The sequence below is a fragment of the Lactobacillus sp. UMNPBX4 genome (assembly GCF_002554115.1).
GTDB classification, from domain to species: Bacteria; Bacillota; Bacilli; order Lactobacillales; family Lactobacillaceae; genus Lactobacillus; species Lactobacillus gallinarum.
In genome coordinates this window covers 1-16,492 of the sequence record NZ_PCZF01000038.1, presented here as the reverse complement: position 1 = coordinate 16,492, position 16,492 = coordinate 1, and the positions used below count along the sequence as shown (strand labels likewise).

The 16,492-nt window shown below is 37.4% G+C and carries 12 protein-coding genes, 2 tRNA genes, 1 pseudogene and 1 other annotated feature; of the genes and pseudogenes, 4 read left to right on the top strand and 11 right to left on the bottom strand.

Annotated features, from left to right (window positions below; genetic code table 11):
* Positions 1-125: 125 nt before the first annotated feature.
* The 3 genes from CP355_RS07570 to CP355_RS07560 all read right to left on the bottom strand — a co-directional run bounded on the left by CP355_RS07570 (position 126) and on the right by CP355_RS07560 (position 3,166).
* Positions 126-485, bottom strand: a complete 360-nt coding sequence (locus CP355_RS07570) for a hypothetical protein (protein ID WP_098036458.1) — start codon at positions 483-485, stop codon at positions 126-128.
* Positions 486-574: 89 nt separating this feature from the next.
* Positions 575-1,870, bottom strand: coding sequence for an adenylosuccinate lyase (gene purB / locus CP355_RS07565; RefSeq protein WP_098044256.1), 1,296 nt, complete (start codon positions 1,868-1,870; stop codon positions 575-577).
* Between the two features lie 6 nt (positions 1,871-1,876).
* Positions 1,877-3,166 carry an adenylosuccinate synthase gene (locus CP355_RS07560; protein WP_098044255.1) on the bottom strand — a complete coding sequence of 430 codons (1,290 nt, stop codon included), beginning with the start codon at positions 3,164-3,166 and terminating at the stop codon, positions 1,877-1,879.
* Between the two features lie 197 nt (positions 3,167-3,363).
* Between CP355_RS07560 and CP355_RS07555 the strand changes: the two genes are divergently transcribed.
* The 3 genes from CP355_RS07555 (at position 3,364) to CP355_RS07545 (ending at position 4,712) form a co-directional block, all read left to right on the top strand.
* Complete coding sequence (locus tag CP355_RS07555; RefSeq protein ID WP_098044254.1) at positions 3,364-4,356, top strand: GMP reductase; 993 nt, start codon at positions 3,364-3,366, stop codon at positions 4,354-4,356.
* A gap of 200 nt (positions 4,357-4,556) precedes the next feature.
* A tRNA-Arg gene (locus CP355_RS07550) sits at positions 4,557-4,630 on the top strand.
* Positions 4,631-4,638: 8 nt separating this feature from the next.
* Positions 4,639-4,712, top strand: a tRNA-Pro gene (locus CP355_RS07545).
* Positions 4,713-4,788: 76 nt separating this feature from the next.
* Here CP355_RS07545 and CP355_RS07540 read toward each other — a convergent pair.
* Positions 4,789-5,847, bottom strand: a complete 1,059-nt coding sequence (locus CP355_RS07540; protein ID WP_089143221.1) for a DUF871 domain-containing protein — start codon at positions 5,845-5,847, stop codon at positions 4,789-4,791.
* 124 nt (positions 5,848-5,971) lie between these two features.
* Positions 5,972-6,221 (top strand) — a binding site (T-box leader).
* 60 nt (positions 6,222-6,281) lie between these two features.
* On the opposite strand from CP355_RS07540, the gene asnA reads away from it, so the two are divergent.
* Positions 6,282-7,295, top strand: a complete 1,014-nt coding sequence (asnA, locus tag CP355_RS07535; protein ID WP_023487748.1) for an aspartate--ammonia ligase — start codon at positions 6,282-6,284, stop codon at positions 7,293-7,295.
* 64 nt (positions 7,296-7,359) lie between these two features.
* Here asnA and CP355_RS07530 read toward each other — a convergent pair whose 3' ends face one another.
* The 7 genes and pseudogenes from CP355_RS07530 to CP355_RS07500 form a co-directional block, all read right to left on the bottom strand.
* Complete coding sequence (locus CP355_RS07530) at positions 7,360-8,751, bottom strand: APC family permease (protein WP_098044253.1); 1,392 nt, start codon at positions 8,749-8,751, stop codon at positions 7,360-7,362.
* Positions 8,752-8,763: 12 nt separating this feature from the next.
* A complete protein-coding gene (locus CP355_RS07525; protein ID WP_060461816.1) occupies positions 8,764-9,492 on the bottom strand; it encodes a gamma-glutamyl-gamma-aminobutyrate hydrolase family protein in 729 nt (242 codons plus the stop codon).
* 109 nt (positions 9,493-9,601) lie between these two features.
* Positions 9,602-10,708, bottom strand: a complete 1,107-nt coding sequence (locus CP355_RS07520) for an ATP-binding protein (RefSeq protein ID WP_089143218.1) — start codon at positions 10,706-10,708, stop codon at positions 9,602-9,604.
* A gap of 161 nt (positions 10,709-10,869) precedes the next feature.
* A complete protein-coding gene (locus CP355_RS07515; RefSeq protein WP_057726675.1) occupies positions 10,870-12,243 on the bottom strand; it encodes an amino acid permease in 1,374 nt (457 codons plus the stop codon).
* Positions 12,244-12,315: 72 nt separating this feature from the next.
* A pseudogene (locus tag CP355_RS07510) lies at positions 12,316-13,656 on the bottom strand (amino acid permease).
* A gap of 162 nt (positions 13,657-13,818) precedes the next feature.
* Entirely contained in the window at positions 13,819-14,451 is a 633-nt protein-coding gene (gene lepB, locus CP355_RS07505; RefSeq protein ID WP_089145715.1) for a signal peptidase I, read from the bottom strand.
* An 86-nt stretch (positions 14,452-14,537) separates the two neighbouring features.
* Positions 14,538-16,124 carry an ABC transporter ATP-binding protein gene (locus tag CP355_RS07500; RefSeq protein ID WP_089150223.1) on the bottom strand — a complete coding sequence of 529 codons (1,587 nt, stop codon included), beginning with the start codon at positions 16,122-16,124 and terminating at the stop codon, positions 14,538-14,540.
* Positions 16,125-16,492: the final 368 nt, after the last annotated feature.

Sequence of the window (16,492 nt, the reverse complement as noted above, 5' to 3'; positions counted from 1 at the left end):
AATGATCTAAAAGCTTAAACTATCAATTTGTCAATGTCTTAACTTAATGACATTGCCAAAAAAATAGTAGAGTTTTTCCCCTCTACTATTTATTACGCAAAAAAGGCGTAAAATTTTTTTGAAATTTAGTCTTCTTTTCTGAAAAATGGACTTAATAGTGAGACTAATAAGCCGTAAATGAAGTACCAGCGATAGATATTAGCTAAATCTTGGTTTTGAACCCACAGAACTAAAGCAATTACTGCTAAGACTGCTCCTAAAAAGATCGTTGAACCTAAATTTTTATCGGTAAAAAAGCTAGCGCTGGCGCCTAATGAAATCAATGCGATCAAACTATAAATTACAACAATGACCGGTCCCTTAGTTTGCACGTCAACGTCAAGTAAAGTTGCATCGGTGAATAATTGCCAAACAAGAAAGCCAGCTAAGGCAATACCTGCAAGCAATACGATTAATCTAACAAAAAATGAACCAAATTTTTTCATAAATATGTCCCCTCTAATATGTTCCCATTGTACCAAAAAAGCGCTTGGAATTTCTCCAAACGCTTCTTTGTAATTAAGTATTTTATCAATTAGTCCAAACCACACTTCTTGAAGATATCATCAACATGACGTAAGTGGTAGTGATAATCGAATGCATCATCAATATCTTCTTTAGAAAGGTAGTTCATAATTTCGCTATTTTCAACTAGAGGTTTAAATTGTTTTTGTTCATTCCATGACTTAGCAGTCAACTTTTGGACCATATCATAGGCCTTTTCACGAGAAAGTCCTGCTTCATCAATCAACTTAAGGAGTACACGTTGTGAGTAAATCAAACCGTAGGTACGATCCATGTTCTGGAGCATAGTTTCTGGGAAGACATCCAAGTTGCTCAAAATACGGTTGAAGCGGTGCAACATGTAGTCGATACCGATTGTGGTATCAGGTAAAATTACACGTTCAGCACTTGAGTGAGAAATATCACGTTCGTGCCAAAGGGCAACATCTTCATAAGCTGTAACGACATGACCACGCAATACCCGGGCCATACCACAAAGGTTTTCTGAACCAATTGGGTTACGCTTGTGAGGCATTGCGGAAGAACCCTTTTGACCTGCACGGAAGTGTTCTTCAACTTCATGAATTTCACTTCTTTGAAGTCCACGAATTTCAGTAGCCCAGTTTTCAATACTGGTTGCAATCAAAGCAAGCATTGCGATGTATTCTGCGTGCAAATCACGTGGCAATACTTGGCTAGTAATTGGTTGTTGCGTTAAACCAAGTTGCTTCATAACGCTTGTTTCAATCTCAGGTGGAACGTTAGCAAAAGTACCAACAGCACCTGAAATCTTGCCTGATTCTACCCCTTTGGCTGCGTGTTCAAAACGTTCAATATCACGGTTAATTTCGGCATACCAACGAGCAAGCTTCAAACCAAAAGTAGTAGGTTCAGCTTGCACACCGTGGGTACGACCCATTTCAACAGTGTACTTGTACTTTCTAGCCTTTTCCGCAATGGTTTCCTTTAATTCATGCAAATCTTTTCTAATGATTTCATCGGCTTGCTTAAGCAAAAGTCCTTGTGCAGTATCTACTACATCAGTAGAAGTAAGGCCGAAGTGAACCCACTTCTTTTCAGGACCAAGGCTTTCAGAAACCGTACGGGTGAAGGCTACAACGTCGTGATGAGTAACTTGTTCAAGTTCTGCCACACGTTCTGCAGTAAATTTAGCATTCTTAGCAATCTTTTCTGCATCTTCTTTTGGCACTTCGCCTTGTTCAGCCCAAGCTCTAGTAGCAGCAATTTCTACTTCAAGCCAAGCTGCGTATTTATTTTCATCAGTCCAAATTTTGCCCATTTCGGGACGAGTATAACGATCAATCATAAATCTTTACATTTCCCATGGATTCTTCAATACGATAGTTTGTTCACGGTCAGGACCAACTGAAACAGTAACAAGTGGTACACCGACCAATTCTGAAACACGATTCAAGAACTTCTTAGCATTTTCTGGAAGAGCATCCCAAGTCTTAACTTGAGTAATATCTTCATCCCATGCTGGAAGTTCTTGATAAACAGGTTTGCAGCGGTAGAGTTCCTTCAAACTTGCTGGGTAGTAATCAATCTTCTTACCATCAAGTTCGTAAGCAGTAGCAATCTTAATCTTGTCAAAGCCTGAGAAGACATCAAGCAAGTTCAAGCTTAAGCCGTTAATGCCTGACACACGCTTAGCGTGACGAAGGGCAACGGAGTCAAACCAACCAACACGACGTGGACGACCGGTAACAGTACCGTATTCATGAGCAGTGTCACGAATTCTGTCACCAACTTCATCAAGAAGTTCAGTTGGGAATGGACCTTCACCAACACGAGTGGTGTAAGCCTTGCAGACACCGATTACAGTGTTCAAACGGTTAGCACCCATACCAATACCTGAGCAGATACCGCCTGAGATAGTGTTTGATGAAGTTACGTATGGGTAAGTACCTTCGTCAATATCAAGCATAGTACCTTGTGCACCTTCAAAGAGGACCTTTTCGCCGTTATCAAGTGCATCGTTAACCAAAACTGAAGTATCAGTAACGTACTTCTTCATCTTTTGGCCGTATTCATAGTACTTGTCAAAAATGTCTTCAAACTTAAGAGCTGGCTTACCATAAACCTTAGTAAATAATTCATTCTTAAGCTTTAGGTTAAGGCGTAATTTTTCTTCAAAAGTATCTTTTTCAAGCAAATCACAAACGCGAATACCGATTCTTGAAGCCTTGTCCATGTAAGTTGGTCCAATACCATTCTTAGTAGTACCAATCTTGTTAGCACCCTTAGCTTCTTCTTGGTATTCATCTTGCTTAATGTCGTAAGGCATGATGATGTTAGCACGGTTAGAAATTCTTAACTTGCTGGTATCGATTCCGTTCTTTTCCAAGTTATCAAGTTCACCAAACATAACTTCTGGGTTGATAACTACACCGTTACCAATTACTGCACCCTTAGATGCGGCAAAAATACCGGAAGGAATCAAACGCATCTTGAACTCTTTGCCATCAATATCAATTGTGTGGCCTGCGTTGTTACCACCATTTGAGCGAACTGCCATTGCGGCTTCTTTACTCAAAAAGTCAGTAATCTTTCCTTTCCCTTCATCGCCCCATTGACTACCTACGACTGCAACTGCTGTCATTTGAAATTCACCTCATAAAAAATTTCTATAAATATTACGTAAGCTAGTCTAGCAATTTGTAAATTATTAGTCAATGCAAAATCCGAATTATTTTATTTTTATTTTCTTTAATAGTTCGATTTCTATATTGACAAATTAAATTTTATCCCATATAGTAGTTTTCGTTTGGTAAAGCACTACATAAGGAGCAAATCAAATTGAGTAATTATTTTAGTATGGAAGCCTTTGATTATGATGATATCCAACTTATTCCTAATAAGGGAATCATCAAAAGCCGTCGTGACGCGGATACTAGCGTAAAGTTCGGAAGCCGAACATTTAAAATACCGGTTGTACCAGCTAATATGGAAAGCGTCATTAATGATGACTTGGCCGTTTGGTTAGCAGAAAACGGTTATTACTATGTAATGCACCGTTTTGAACCAGAGAAGAGAATTCCTTTTATCAAGATGATGCACGAAAAGGGCCTCTTTGCTTCTATTTCAGTCGGTATTAAAGATAGTGAATATGATTTTATCGACGAATTGGTTAAGCAAAACCTTAAGCCTGAATACATCACAATCGATGTAGCCCATGGTTATTCAGTTTATGTAATTAAGATGATCAAGTACATTAAGGAAAAATTGCCTGATTCATTTTTGACTGCTGGTAACATTGCTACACCAGAAGCCGTACGTGAACTTGAAAATGCCGGCGCTGATGCCACTAAAGTTGGTGTTGGTCCTGGTCGTGCCTGCATCACCAAACTCAAGACAGGCTTTGGTACAGGTGGATGGCAACTGGCCGCACTTCGTATGTGTAGTAAGGTGGCTTCAAAACCATTAATCGCAGACGGTGGTATTCGTCATAACGGTGATATTGCGAAGTCCGTTCGCTTTGGAGCAACTATGGTGATGATCGGTTCACTTTTTGCTGGTCACGAGGAATCTCCCGGCAATGTTATCAAAATTAATGGCAAAACTTATAAGCAATATTGGGGCTCAGCCTCTGCAGTACAAAAAGGTGCCTACAAGAATGTAGAGGGGAAACAAATGCTTGTGCCCTATCGCGGATCAATTAAAGATACTTTGCGTGAAATGAAAGAAGATCTACAATCATCAATTTCATATGCGGGCGGACGCGATTTGAACTCCATCAAACTCGTTGATTACGTCATCGTCAAAGACAATATCTTCGATGGGGATAGATAATTAGACATTTTTAGTACAAAATATTTGCATTTTGATTATTTTTTGTTAATTATTTTGTAATAAGATAGTTTTATTATCATTTTTTCGATAGAATAGTATAGGTCTAGTTACTGGAGGGTAGACAGTAACTAGGCTTTTTTTCTTGCAAAAAAATATTGGACATCGTTTATATTTATGTTATACTAATTGAGTTGATAGATGCGCCCTTAGCGCAACTGGATAGAGTGTCTGACTACGAATCAGAAGGTTGAAGGTTCAAATCCTTCAGGGCGCACTTAAAAACGGGAAATGGCTCAGTTTGGTAGAGCACCTGGTTTGGGACCAGGGGGTCGCAGGTTCGAATCCTGTTTTCCCGATAAGTTAACCGCATTTCATTGAAGTGCGGTTTTTTTGTGTAAAAAAATAAGTATTTCCTCGGAAATACTTATCATGCTATGCCCCTTTAGTAGCTCGTCTAAAGATAATCTGTGTATCTGAATCTACATATTTCAATAACGGTAAATCGTAATCTTTAACCTGGGCCAAAACATTTACTTTCTCATTGCATGGCAAATCGCGTTTAGTAATCTCGATTTCGCCCTCATAACGCGGATACAAATGATTATCAATCGTCACGCTGCCAGTTGGTCTAGCATAAATATTATCTTGCGGCTCTGTTGACAAAAACATCTTTTTTCTGCTTTCCTTTAAGCGAACTACGTCACGCGCCACATCTGGACGATTATGCCAATCATTGCCAAACAATTCTGGTATATCAGTATCTAAATGCAGTGTAATTGCACCCTGTTTTTGATAATTAGTAATCGATTCAATTGCATCCCTCGTAAGTTGCGGATCTCCCACAAAAATGTGATCGCAATCATAATCTTTCAATTCTAAGATCGCAGCTAATGGGTTTTCATATCGCTGCTTCTCCAACGTTGGCAATCCTGCAAAAATTGGTCCACGCAATTTGCCATTTCCTGAAATAAAGGCTGCTGTTTTCAAACCATATTGCTTAAGCCACTCATTCTTCTTTTGCATCCAGTGTGCATCAAGACCTGTTTCAGGACGTGGGTAGAAGTTATGTCCTGCTGTTAATTTTTCAAAATTTGCATTGCTATAACGCAGATCATCAATATTTTGTTGCGTAATAATGCTGGCATTTAGAACTATCGGCATTTCTTTGGACAACTTGGCAATAATATCAGTAGAAAATCCATGATCTACTCTAAGACCAGTTAGACTCAAACCTTTAATTTGCTCAACACTATTGACATTAATACCCAAATCTTGCAGATCATCTGCCGTGACATCTGCAATAATTTTCAAGTCTAGTTTTTGACACCAATTAGTTAAGTCCGCCAGCCGATTTAAAATCGTCTCACTATCAGTATCAGGTACAGCTAGCTGAGTAAAAACGCAGGTAAATCCACTATTGCGCATCGTCAGCAAATAATTGTAATTCTCGGACGTCAAATCGTGTCCTAGATAAACAGAAAATCCTAACATTCTTATTCCTCTAAAATTAATTAATTTCTTTTATTATCTATAACTTAAACGCTTTCCTAAATATCTTACTACATTTTTTGCTTGCTTTTTTCTAAAAAATAATGTTAAATACATATAAACAAATTAAAAAGCGATGAAAAAGACGAGTAAATAATCTAATTCTTTCCAGTGAATTAGTGCTAGTGTGAAACTAATAGACCCTGGATTATTGAAAAACACTTTTAGCAGCTCACCGAAATAACAATCCTTAGAGTAGGTTGAGACGTCTCCGGTACGTTACCACGCCGGTGGAGCATGATAGTGCTTCATGAGTCGGTCTATTAAAATATAGACAATGTGGGTGGTACCGCGGAAAAAAGCCTTTCGTCCCTGTTTTTTTTAGGGAGCGAAGGGCTTTTTCTTTGCTCTAAGTACATTAGAAAGAGGACTTAATTATGACACTTATTTTACCTAAAGATTATCACCCAACATTAACTGTGCGCGACACTGAAGCTGCGATTGTATTTATTCGTGAAACCTTCCAAGATAAATTGGCAGAAATTCTCGGTTTACAAAGAATGTCAGCTCCAATGTTTGTTGAAAAAAAGACCGGCTTAAACGACAACTTAAATGGTGTTGAACGTCCCGTTGCCTTTGACATGAAGGCAATGCCTAAAGAAGATACTATCGAAGTAGTTCACTCATTGGCTAAATGGAAGAGATTGGCTTTGAAACGCTATGGTTTCGGAATGCATGAAGGACTTTACACCAACATGAACGCCATCCGCCGGGACGAAGATCTTGATAACTTCCACTCCATCTATGTTGACCAATGGGACTGGGAAAAGATTATTAGTAAACAAGAACGCAACACCGACACACTTGAAGTTACTGTGATGAACATTTTTAAGGCAATTAAGGCAACTGAAAAGCTGGTTGCTGCACGCTACCCAGGCTCTACTTATCGCCTAGCTGATCACGTTTCATTTATTACTACTCAAGAATTAGAAGATCGCTGGCCTGATCTTTCTCCAGAAGAACGTGAAGATAAGATTGCTAAAGAAGAAAAAGCCGTCTTTATTATGAAAATTGGTGACAAGTTAAAGCGTAGTGGTGAACCACACGATGGCCGTGCACCAGACTACGATGATTGGCAATTAAACGGTGACTTAGTCTTCTGGTATGAACCGCTTAACAGTAAGATTGAAATCTCTTCAATGGGGATCCGTGTTAGTGAGGAAAGCTTACGTGAACAACTAAAGAAGGCACATTGCGAAGATCGCGAAAAATTGCCATTCCACCAAATGCTTTTGAAGGGTGAATTACCTTATTCAATCGGCGGCGGAATCGGTCAATCTCGTCTCTGTATGTTGCTGTTAGGTAAGGCTCACATTGGTGAAGTACAAGCTTCTATTTGGCCAGAAGATATGGTTGAGGCTTGTGAAGCTGACGATATTAAGTTGCTGTAATTTTAAGATTTTTTTACATACCAAAAAAGATCCTGCAAAATGTAGGATCTTTTTTCTATTGATTTTATTTCCGTTCTCTTCTAGAAATCCAAGCCATAATGAGTGGCAACAATACAAAGCCAAAGACCATCATCGCAATGGCATACCAGTTAACACCGATAACTTGCCCTGCTGCGTTTACTACACCAAATTGTGCCTTCCAGTTATATTCAACTAACAAGAAGATCACAATCACAACAGATAAAATTGGCACAATAACATCAGTCATAACGCTCTTATTAGCCTTTAAGATATCTTCTTTTGCCTTACCACGGTAAAATTGAATAACTGCTAGAGGTACCACGATGAAACCTAAGAATCTAACCATCGCGCTCAAAGTAATCAAGTTGACCATATTGTATTCAAAGGCCATCGGAATCAAAATTGCCAAGCCAACAGAGATAAAGAAAGTTCTAATTGGGAAGTTATTCTTAGTTCTCTTAGTTAAAGCTTGTGACATCTGACCCTCTCGAGCCATAGCTTCCAGAATACGTGGAGCATTAAAGCTGGAAGCTACGTTGATCCCAAACATTGAAACCAAGGCACCAACTAAGATCACATCACGTAAGATTTCATTATTAAAAATAGCCGCAATCGCTACAACTTGCTTAGTCGTCATTAAAGCGCGTGGATTAAGTACCATCGCTACCGCTACAACGCCGATATAGACAACCGCAATAATTAAGATTGCCAATGGAATTGCTCGTGGCAAGTTCTTTTCAGGGTTCTTCATATCTTCTGAACCAGAAGCTACTGATTCAAAGCCGGTAAAGGCATAGAAGGCTGAAACAATTGCCATGACAAAGGTAGTTGTAGTTAAAGTTGGCACAATTTTCTGACCATTCTGAGTCAATTGATCTACTTGTCCTAGGTTGCTTGATGCACCAGTAGTAATTAACAAAACTACTCCAGCAATAATAATTAACACCAATGCAGCCAACTTACCGATCGTGGCTAAATTCATTACATACTTAACTACTTTTTGACCAAACAAGTTGATCACGGTAATAATTGCCATCAAGATCAAAAAGCCAATTGTGACATTTATTGCCTTATTGGGATTTCCGCCAAAAATTGAAATAGTTGACTTAATTACCCCAACAGCCATTACGCCCCAAGCTACACTGGCTGAGAAGTAACGCAGAACTCCCATATAAAAGCCAATTTTTTTACCAAAAGCGGCCTTGGAATAAGCATAGGCAGCACCAGATTTAGTGACATACTTTGAAGCTGCCGCAAACGAAATGGCCAGAATCGCTGCAAAAATTGCCGCAATTAAATATACAACTAAGGCTTTACTACCGGCTTGTTGTACTACACTACCAGGTGTTAAAAAAATACCCGAACCAATAATGGCATTAATCGCTAACAGCACAATTGACCAAAAGCCTAATTTATCTCCTGTTTTTTCACTCATCTATTTGCTTCCTTACTTTGCATTATCAACAACAAACTTAAATAAGTTATTCATAAACGCTACATCGGAATTACGGTGCAACATTTCAGGATGCCACTGCACGGCAATGACATTACCTTGTTTATTTTCTAGCCCTTCAACCACACCATCAGGAGCTGTTGCCACTGCTTTTAAATCTGGTGCAACGTCTTTAATTAATTGATGGTGGAAAGAATTAACGCGAAATTCAGTTTTGCCCAAAATTTCAGCCAATTTACTATCAGCTTCCACTTCCATACTATGAGTAGGCAAAGTTGGCGTATGACCTTGCATGTGTTTCAAAGTAAGTTCTTTTCTGTATGAAAGATCTTGGTAAAGCGTACCGCCATGAGCCACATTAATAATTTGAGCACCACGACAAATGCCGAGTACCGGAATACCATTTTCTTCTGCTAACTTTAACAAGCGCATATCAAAATGATCGCGTTCAGGCCAAGTAGCACCAATCTTTTGCATTGGTTCTTCGCCATAAAAACGTGGATCAACATCATGCCCACCAGATAAGATCAAGCCTTGAACATGATTAAGCTGTTCACGAATTACCTCATCATTTTCAGTAAATGGAATAATGTAAGGCACACCACCATTTTGAACTACTGAATCTACATAGTCTTCGTTCACATAACTACGATGATAACCAGGGAAAATTCCTCCATCGTCAATAATTACAGAACCTGAGATACCGATAATTGGTTTTGTCATTTATGCTCCTCCTTTTGCTTACTTTTTGTATGTAATATTATAGAGAAATTTATGCAAAAAGTACAATTAAAAATACTGATTGTAGCTTTAATTTTGATTATTCTGCTTTTTATAATCCTTGTTCAAATCGATGTTGTTGCAAAACATATTCTTTGAAAAACGGAAGCGTAAATGCAACTTCACCATAGTTAGTTGACTTAATAATCTGATCGTCTAACAAGCGTCTACGATAATTAGCTACAAAATTGCTTGGGCGGTTTAATCGTTCACGAATTTCTTTGATCGAAACACGTTGTTCTGAACTCTGGGCCATTGCTAAAGCAAATTTTTTATCTTGTTTTGATAGACTACTAAAAATCTTCGTATATGCGTTTTGATCTAATTCAACTAGATATTCTGGCTTAATTTTATCTAGCAGATTTTGATCAATTATTTTATTTTTTTTTGCACTATTCCAAACCAAATAGCCCAATAATTGAAAGGCATACGAATAACCCATTGTCATTAGCGCCATTTTGCTAAGAATATCTTCTGTTACCTGAAATCCTGATTGTTTAAATACATTGTTATAACTAACTTCGATTTGAGCTAAGTTTAAAGCAGATAAAGCTATTCTTTTTCCGCGCAATAAAAAAGTCATTACATCTTCATTTTGTAACTCAGATATATTTTCAGGAAGCCCTGTCATCATTAAGGCCACAGGATAATCTTTTCGATTTAATAATTGATAATAACCTGCAAAATCTTTTAATTCACGATTAGACTTCACTTCGTCTAAAGTAATTAAAACCTTAATCCCCTTTTTTCTTAACTTATCGAACATATTTGTCAAAATACCTTGATAAGTAGAAAAAGTAGGCTGACTTATCTCTGCAGAAAGCTGTAAACCAAAGGCAGAAAAATTTAAGCCTTTAATAGATTCAAAGATTTTTTGTAATTCATTTCCAGCTTTCATATACATACTATCAACTAAAGCTGCCATTAAATTTGATCCCATAGCCAAATCAACAACGATCCAGTCAGGATTCTTTTCAACTCTTTTGCCAACCTCAGTCAAAAATGTAGTTTTGCCGACTCCACGCATCCCGTAAACAATCGAAATCTTATATGGACTATTTGGATTATTTATTTCATTAACCACATCATCAATCAATTGACCTCGATGCAAAAAAACAGCGGGAATTCTACCAAAACTAGGATTAAATGGATTGTTCATTTTATCACCTCATCAATTACTCTATCTTTTATGTTTATTATATTATTTTTGTGTATTTTTGTGTATCTCTATGTATCTTGAATTAATTTGTGTATCTTTATGTATCTCTATGTATCTTACTGCAATAAAAAAGCAGCAGGCTTCTTACCTACTACTCAATTTTATTTATCTTTTTGATGCTTAACCACATAAATCAGTGCCGCAATAATCAACACTGCTGCACCAACCGCTACTGAAATTTGCGTCTCCGGATTAATGAACATGAAGACAACAATTACTACCAGCATAATCAAAGCAAAGTAATTTGAATATGGATAAAGCGGCAATTTAAACGGGTGATTCTCCATCAAGTGTGGATTCTTTCGTCTAAAGCGTAACTCTGCTAGCAGGATCACAAACCAAGCTACCATCCCTGGCAAAACAGACGAACTATAGACAATCACGAAGATATTAGCCAATGATTTATTCAAAAATTGGGCTAACACATTAAGCATAAAACCAACGAAAATTCCACTGGTAATTCCAATGATCGCATGACTAGGCACGATTCTCTTAGATACGTGACCAAAAGTCTTAGGTGCTTCACCTTCGTGTGCCAATTTATACAACATTCGACTTGATGAATAAATTCCTGAGTTTGCACCGGACAAAGCTGCAGTCAAAACTACAAAGTTAATTACTGAAGCTGCCGCGGTAATTCCCACCTTGGCAAAGGTCGTTACAAACGGTGAGCCAATGCTATCTAATTTATTCCATGGATAAATTGTGACAATCACAAAAATTGCCCCAACATAAAAGATCAAAATCCGCCACAATACTGACTTCACGCTTTTAACAATGGCCTTATGCGGATCAGATACTTCACCAGCTGAAATCCCAATTAGCTCAATTCCTTCATAAGAACCAACAATAATGGCCATTGAGAAAAAGAAGCCCTTGAGACCACCAGTGAAGAAGCCGCCATGACTCCACAGGTTAGAAAAGCCTACTGGATGACCGCCATTACCAAAGCCAAATAGAATTACCGCAAAGCCAAGCAAAATCATTAAGATAATCGTTACAACCTTGATCATGGCAAACCAGAATTCCAAGGTTGCATAAGCTTTCGCACTAGCTAAGTTAGCCACCAGCAAAAATAAAATAATAATTACGCCGGCAGCCCAATCAGAGGTGCCTTTCCACCAAAAGCGCAAATACTCTGTTGTTGCCACCACCTCAGAAATTCCGACAACAATGTATTGAAACACGTTTGCCCATTCGGCTAAATAGCCGGCAATTGGATGCACATGCTCTGAAGCATAGTCTGCAAAAGAACCAGTACCTGGATCAACATAAAGCATCTCACCTAATGCCCGCATTACGATATACAAAATAACCCCAACAAAAATATAAGCTAGCAGTACTGAAGGACCGGTCCACTTAATGGTTGAGCTAGCCCCCATGAATAGTCCAACACCAATTGCTCCTCCAAGTGAGATCATTTCCATCTGTCCGGCTGTCATCGACCGCTTTAATTCAGGTGCTTTCTTCGCCATTTCCAACTTCCTTTCTTTAGCATCTGTAAAAATTTCCTAGGAAATATATCTATTCTCATTTATCTTTAATCACTATACCTTATCATTTTTTCGAACAAAACTGTAGCTGATCGCTAAAAAGATTGCAAATAAAATCGAAATAATCAAAGCCAGCTGCGTTGATTTGATAAAGAATAATAAGATTAAAATACCAATGTAAAAGGCAAGCGTAAGCCAGCTAGTTACTGGGTAGCCCGGCACCCGGCATTTTAAAGCTGCCTAAATTCTGCTTATTCTGTTTGCGATAAACAATATGTGCTGCCATAATCATGATCCAAACAATCACAAAACAAATTGTTGAAACAGTTGAGACAACGGAGAATATTTCTGCTGGCATTAAATAGTTTAAGGCAACTACTACAAATAAAATTAATGAAGAGGTCATCAAAGCGTTCATTGGAATTGCTTTTTTGGTCAATTCACCTAGTCTTTTAGGTGCATGGCCGTTACGTGCTAATGAATAAAGTGATCGACTAGTTGAAAAGATTGCACTATTAGTCGCTGACATAGCTGCAGTCAAAACGACAAAATTTAAAATCCCTGCAGCCGCTGTAACACCGATGCCGGTAAAGACCTGGACAAAGGGACTTGAAGTAGTTGTAATGTGATTCCATGGATAAACAGACATAATTGCCAACATTGAGCCCACATAAAAAAGGCCGATTCTAACTGGCAAAGTGTTAATTGCCTTAGGAATATCCTTTTGCGGATTAGCTGTTTCACTAGCAGTTTGACCTACAATTTCTACCCCAACAAAGGCAAAAACAACCATTTGAAATGATAAAAGAAAGCCCCAAATCCCAGTTGGGAAAAAGCCACCATGATTAACTAAATTAGTTAGTGAAACATAACCGCCCTTTACATGCGTATGAAGTAACAACATTACAGCACCGGTAATGATTAAGACTACAATTGCCATTACCTTAATCATTGAGAACCAACTTTCCAGTTCACCAAATAATCCGACATTTACCATGTTAATCAACATCAATAAGATCACAATTACTAAAGGGCCAACCCATTGCGGTAGCCACGGAAACCAGTATCTTAAATAAATTCCTGTCGCAGTCAAATCAGCCATAGCTAAACTAAGCCAGCAAGCCCAGTACATTCGGCACGCTTACCTAAATATTTTTTGATTGATTCTAAAAATGAATGACTATCAGGATCGGCTAAAATAAGCTCTCCTAAAGCACGCATCATAAAAAAGGTGATAATCCCTACGATTAAGTACGACAAAATAATTGAAGGGCCAGCACTATGAATGGCTGAACCAGAACCTAAGAATAGGCCAGTACCAATGGCTCCCCCTATTGCAATCATTGTTACGTGACGACTCTTAAGCCCACGTTTTAATCTCGGCTTCTCATCCATAATTACTCGCACCTTCCTCAAAATAAAAAATGGAGCGGCATGTTTTTTAAATGAAACATGTTGCTCCATCAAGTTTGCTTTTTTTGAATTATATAGTCTTATGCCAATTCATGCAATTATTTTTTATCTAAAAAAGATATTCCCTTAGGAATATCTTCATTATTAGTAAACTTTAAATTGGTTCAACGGCCAGTAACGTACTTTAACTACGCCAACGATACTACTACGCTTAATGGTTCCGATATAACGGCTATCCTTAGAAACGCTCCGGTGATCACCCATTACGAAATATGTTCCTTTCGGAATGCGCCCAGTATCCTGCACATATTTAATCTGCGCTCTAGTAAAGTATTGCTGGTAAGTCCGCGCCCGCATCAGTGACTGCATAGTAAAATTCTGAGTCTCAGAATAAAATGTATCTGAGCCATTATCAATTAACTTCGTTCCTTGTTTCAACCAAGGTTGAGCAATCTTTTTATTATTAATGTAGATTTGATTATTTTTGCTGACGATTTTTTCACCAGGCAAACCAATAACACGCTTAATGTACAAAGCACCTGGTTCATCTGGGGCTTTAACAATGACCACTTCACCACGTTTGATTTGTGCATGACGTTCCGCAATCAATCGATCACCATTTTGAAAGGTTGGTTGCATTGATGGACCAGACACCGTATCGTTGCTCAAAACGAAGTGGAAGAGCAACATATAAACGCCAAATAAAATACCCCAGATAATTAAGATATCTAGGAAAAACTTACCCCATGATTCTTTTTCTTCTTTTTTTTCAGTCATAATTTTCTCCATTTTGTCTTTTTTCACAGTTTACAACTTTATGAAGAAATTGCCAAATCAATAGGAAGCTAGAGCAACTGGGCTACTTAATTAGTCAACTCTAAAATTTGCCCATATTTTTGCTTATACTCGTCACTTAAATTATGCTCAATGTCGATTACAGTACCTTTGAAATCAACAATTAACTGAAATATAGTCTGCATACTTTGATGATCTAATCCCGACAAGGCCTCATCTAATAATAAAATTGTCTTCTTTCTTAATAATGCACGAGCTAATTCAATTTTACGCTTTTCACCTCCAGAAAGATGGACTCCATTCTCACCTAATCTAGTATCCAGTCCTTCTGTTGAGGCAAATTTATCCAATTCAACCTTTCGTAAGATTGCAATCATGTCTTCATCAGAGAAATCTTCGCCTAATGTCAAATTAAAGCGCAAGCTTTTTGAAAAAATAAACGTATCTTGACTAATGATACCAGTTTGATGCTTCAACTCATTATCATTTAACTTAGAATTAACTAGAATTTCTCCTGAAAAGAGTGGTATTTCATTTAATAAAGTTTTGAAAATTGTTGACTTTCCCACACCAGATGGTCCCTCAATCATCACATGACTATTACCTTTAACAGCAAAATTAATATCTTTTATCAATGCATGATCATACCCAAAACTAGCGTGATCAAATTCAAGTAAAAGATCCTTAGATAGATTTTGATAAGTTAAATTATTAATTTGCTGCTGCTTAGATTTATCAATCTCTGCTTCCAAAAGTGGAGTGGACGAATTAATCTGATTCAAGAACTGAACAGAACTCAAAATAGGACTCGTTACCCTATCGGCTGCCAAATATAGCGAAATAAAGGCACCAACTGTGATTTGACCATTCATAATAAACAACACACTAACTAATAGGGCAATAATTGTTGAAATCACATAAGTGGTATTTGATAATAAACGTGAAGTTTCTTGATGCAAGTTCATTTTAAAATACGCATTTTCTTCTTGCTTAAGCGAATGTGTAATTAGCTTTTGCATCTTAGCTGTAACGCCATAATTATTAATCAGATGAAAACCTTTAACTCCTTCCGAAACTTCTAAGTTATACTTCTTATATTTAGCGGACCACTTCTTGGTTCCCTTTTCTAGCCATTTTTTAGTAAGCCTGGGAACAACCGTTGGTAAAAAACCACAAACAAGGTAAACCAATGCTACCCAAGAATTAATATAAAGAATATAGATTAAAGTGATCAATGCTTGCTCAAAGCAATAAATTACCATTACTACCGCATTGATAAACTGATTTTCAATTTGCTTTACATCTACATCTATAAAGGAAATTACTTTCGATTCATCGCGATTATCACTGGCAGTAATAAACTTATCATAAGCATCTGCACGCAATTTGGTATTAGCAACTCGAATAATTTTTAAATTAAAATATTGCCAAAACCAAAAAGCAATATTAGTAAACGTCATTGCCACAAAGAAAAGTGCAATAACTAACCAAACTTGATTAAACTGACGTTTTGTTAAAATATTCGTGAGCATCCCCATAACAGCGGGAGAGATAATACCATCTAAGCCAGTAAAACCACTAGCTATCACTAAGCCTAGCCACAAAGATGAGTGCCCTTTAAAAATATCTCGAAGATATATAAATTTTTGCTTCATAATTATTCCTCATTGAAGATCTTTTTTAATCATATTCAATACCGCTTCTTAAGTAGTTACTTACAAATCAAAATTAATTCCTTAAAAGAGCTTCTTTATTATCGTCTAAACAAAGATAATGAAGAATTAATTTTGTTTATAGTTTCCTTACCTGAGGTACTTAATCTGCCTAAAGTATCTCATAATTTTTCTGAACTTTTTCACCGAATTAAAAGCTTATAATTATCTCATTTTTTATATTTTTATAATACTCTTATTTTAATTTCAGATCAAACAACTTTGCAGAAATGCAAAACTAATTCAATTTCTGCACAAAGTGTCTGGGAAAAAACTAACTTTCAGATACCAAAAGACGATCAATCCAACTC

Excerpts from the sequence above, each read along its gene's own strand:
- CP355_RS07520 (WP_089143218.1), bottom strand. The coding sequence starts at position 10,708 with ATGAACAATCCATTTAATCCTAGTTTTGGTAGAATTCCCGCTGTTTTT.
- CP355_RS07525 (WP_060461816.1), bottom strand. The coding sequence starts at position 9,492 with ATGACAAAACCAATTATCGGTATCTCAGGTTCTGTAATTATTGACGAT.
- CP355_RS07570 (WP_098036458.1), bottom strand. The coding sequence starts at position 485 with ATGAAAAAATTTGGTTCATTTTTTGTTAGATTAATCGTATTGCTTGCA.
- CP355_RS07540 (WP_089143221.1), bottom strand. The coding sequence starts at position 5,847 with ATGTTAGGATTTTCTGTTTATCTAGGACACGATTTGACGTCCGAGAAT.
- CP355_RS07500 (WP_089150223.1), bottom strand. The coding sequence starts at position 16,124 with ATGAAGCAAAAATTTATATATCTTCGAGATATTTTTAAAGGGCACTCA.
- asnA (WP_023487748.1), top strand. The coding sequence starts at position 6,282 with ATGACACTTATTTTACCTAAAGATTATCACCCAACATTAACTGTGCGC.
- CP355_RS07515 (WP_057726675.1), bottom strand. The coding sequence starts at position 12,243 with ATGGCGAAGAAAGCACCTGAATTAAAGCGGTCGATGACAGCCGGACAG.
- CP355_RS07530 (WP_098044253.1), bottom strand. The coding sequence starts at position 8,751 with ATGAGTGAAAAAACAGGAGATAAATTAGGCTTTTGGTCAATTGTGCTG.
- CP355_RS07560 (WP_098044255.1), bottom strand. The coding sequence starts at position 3,166 with ATGACAGCAGTTGCAGTCGTAGGTAGTCAATGGGGCGATGAAGGGAAA.
- purB (WP_098044256.1), bottom strand. The coding sequence starts at position 1,870 with ATGATTGATCGTTATACTCGTCCCGAAATGGGCAAAATTTGGACTGAT.
- lepB (WP_089145715.1), bottom strand. The coding sequence starts at position 14,451 with ATGACTGAAAAAAAAGAAGAAAAAGAATCATGGGGTAAGTTTTTCCTA.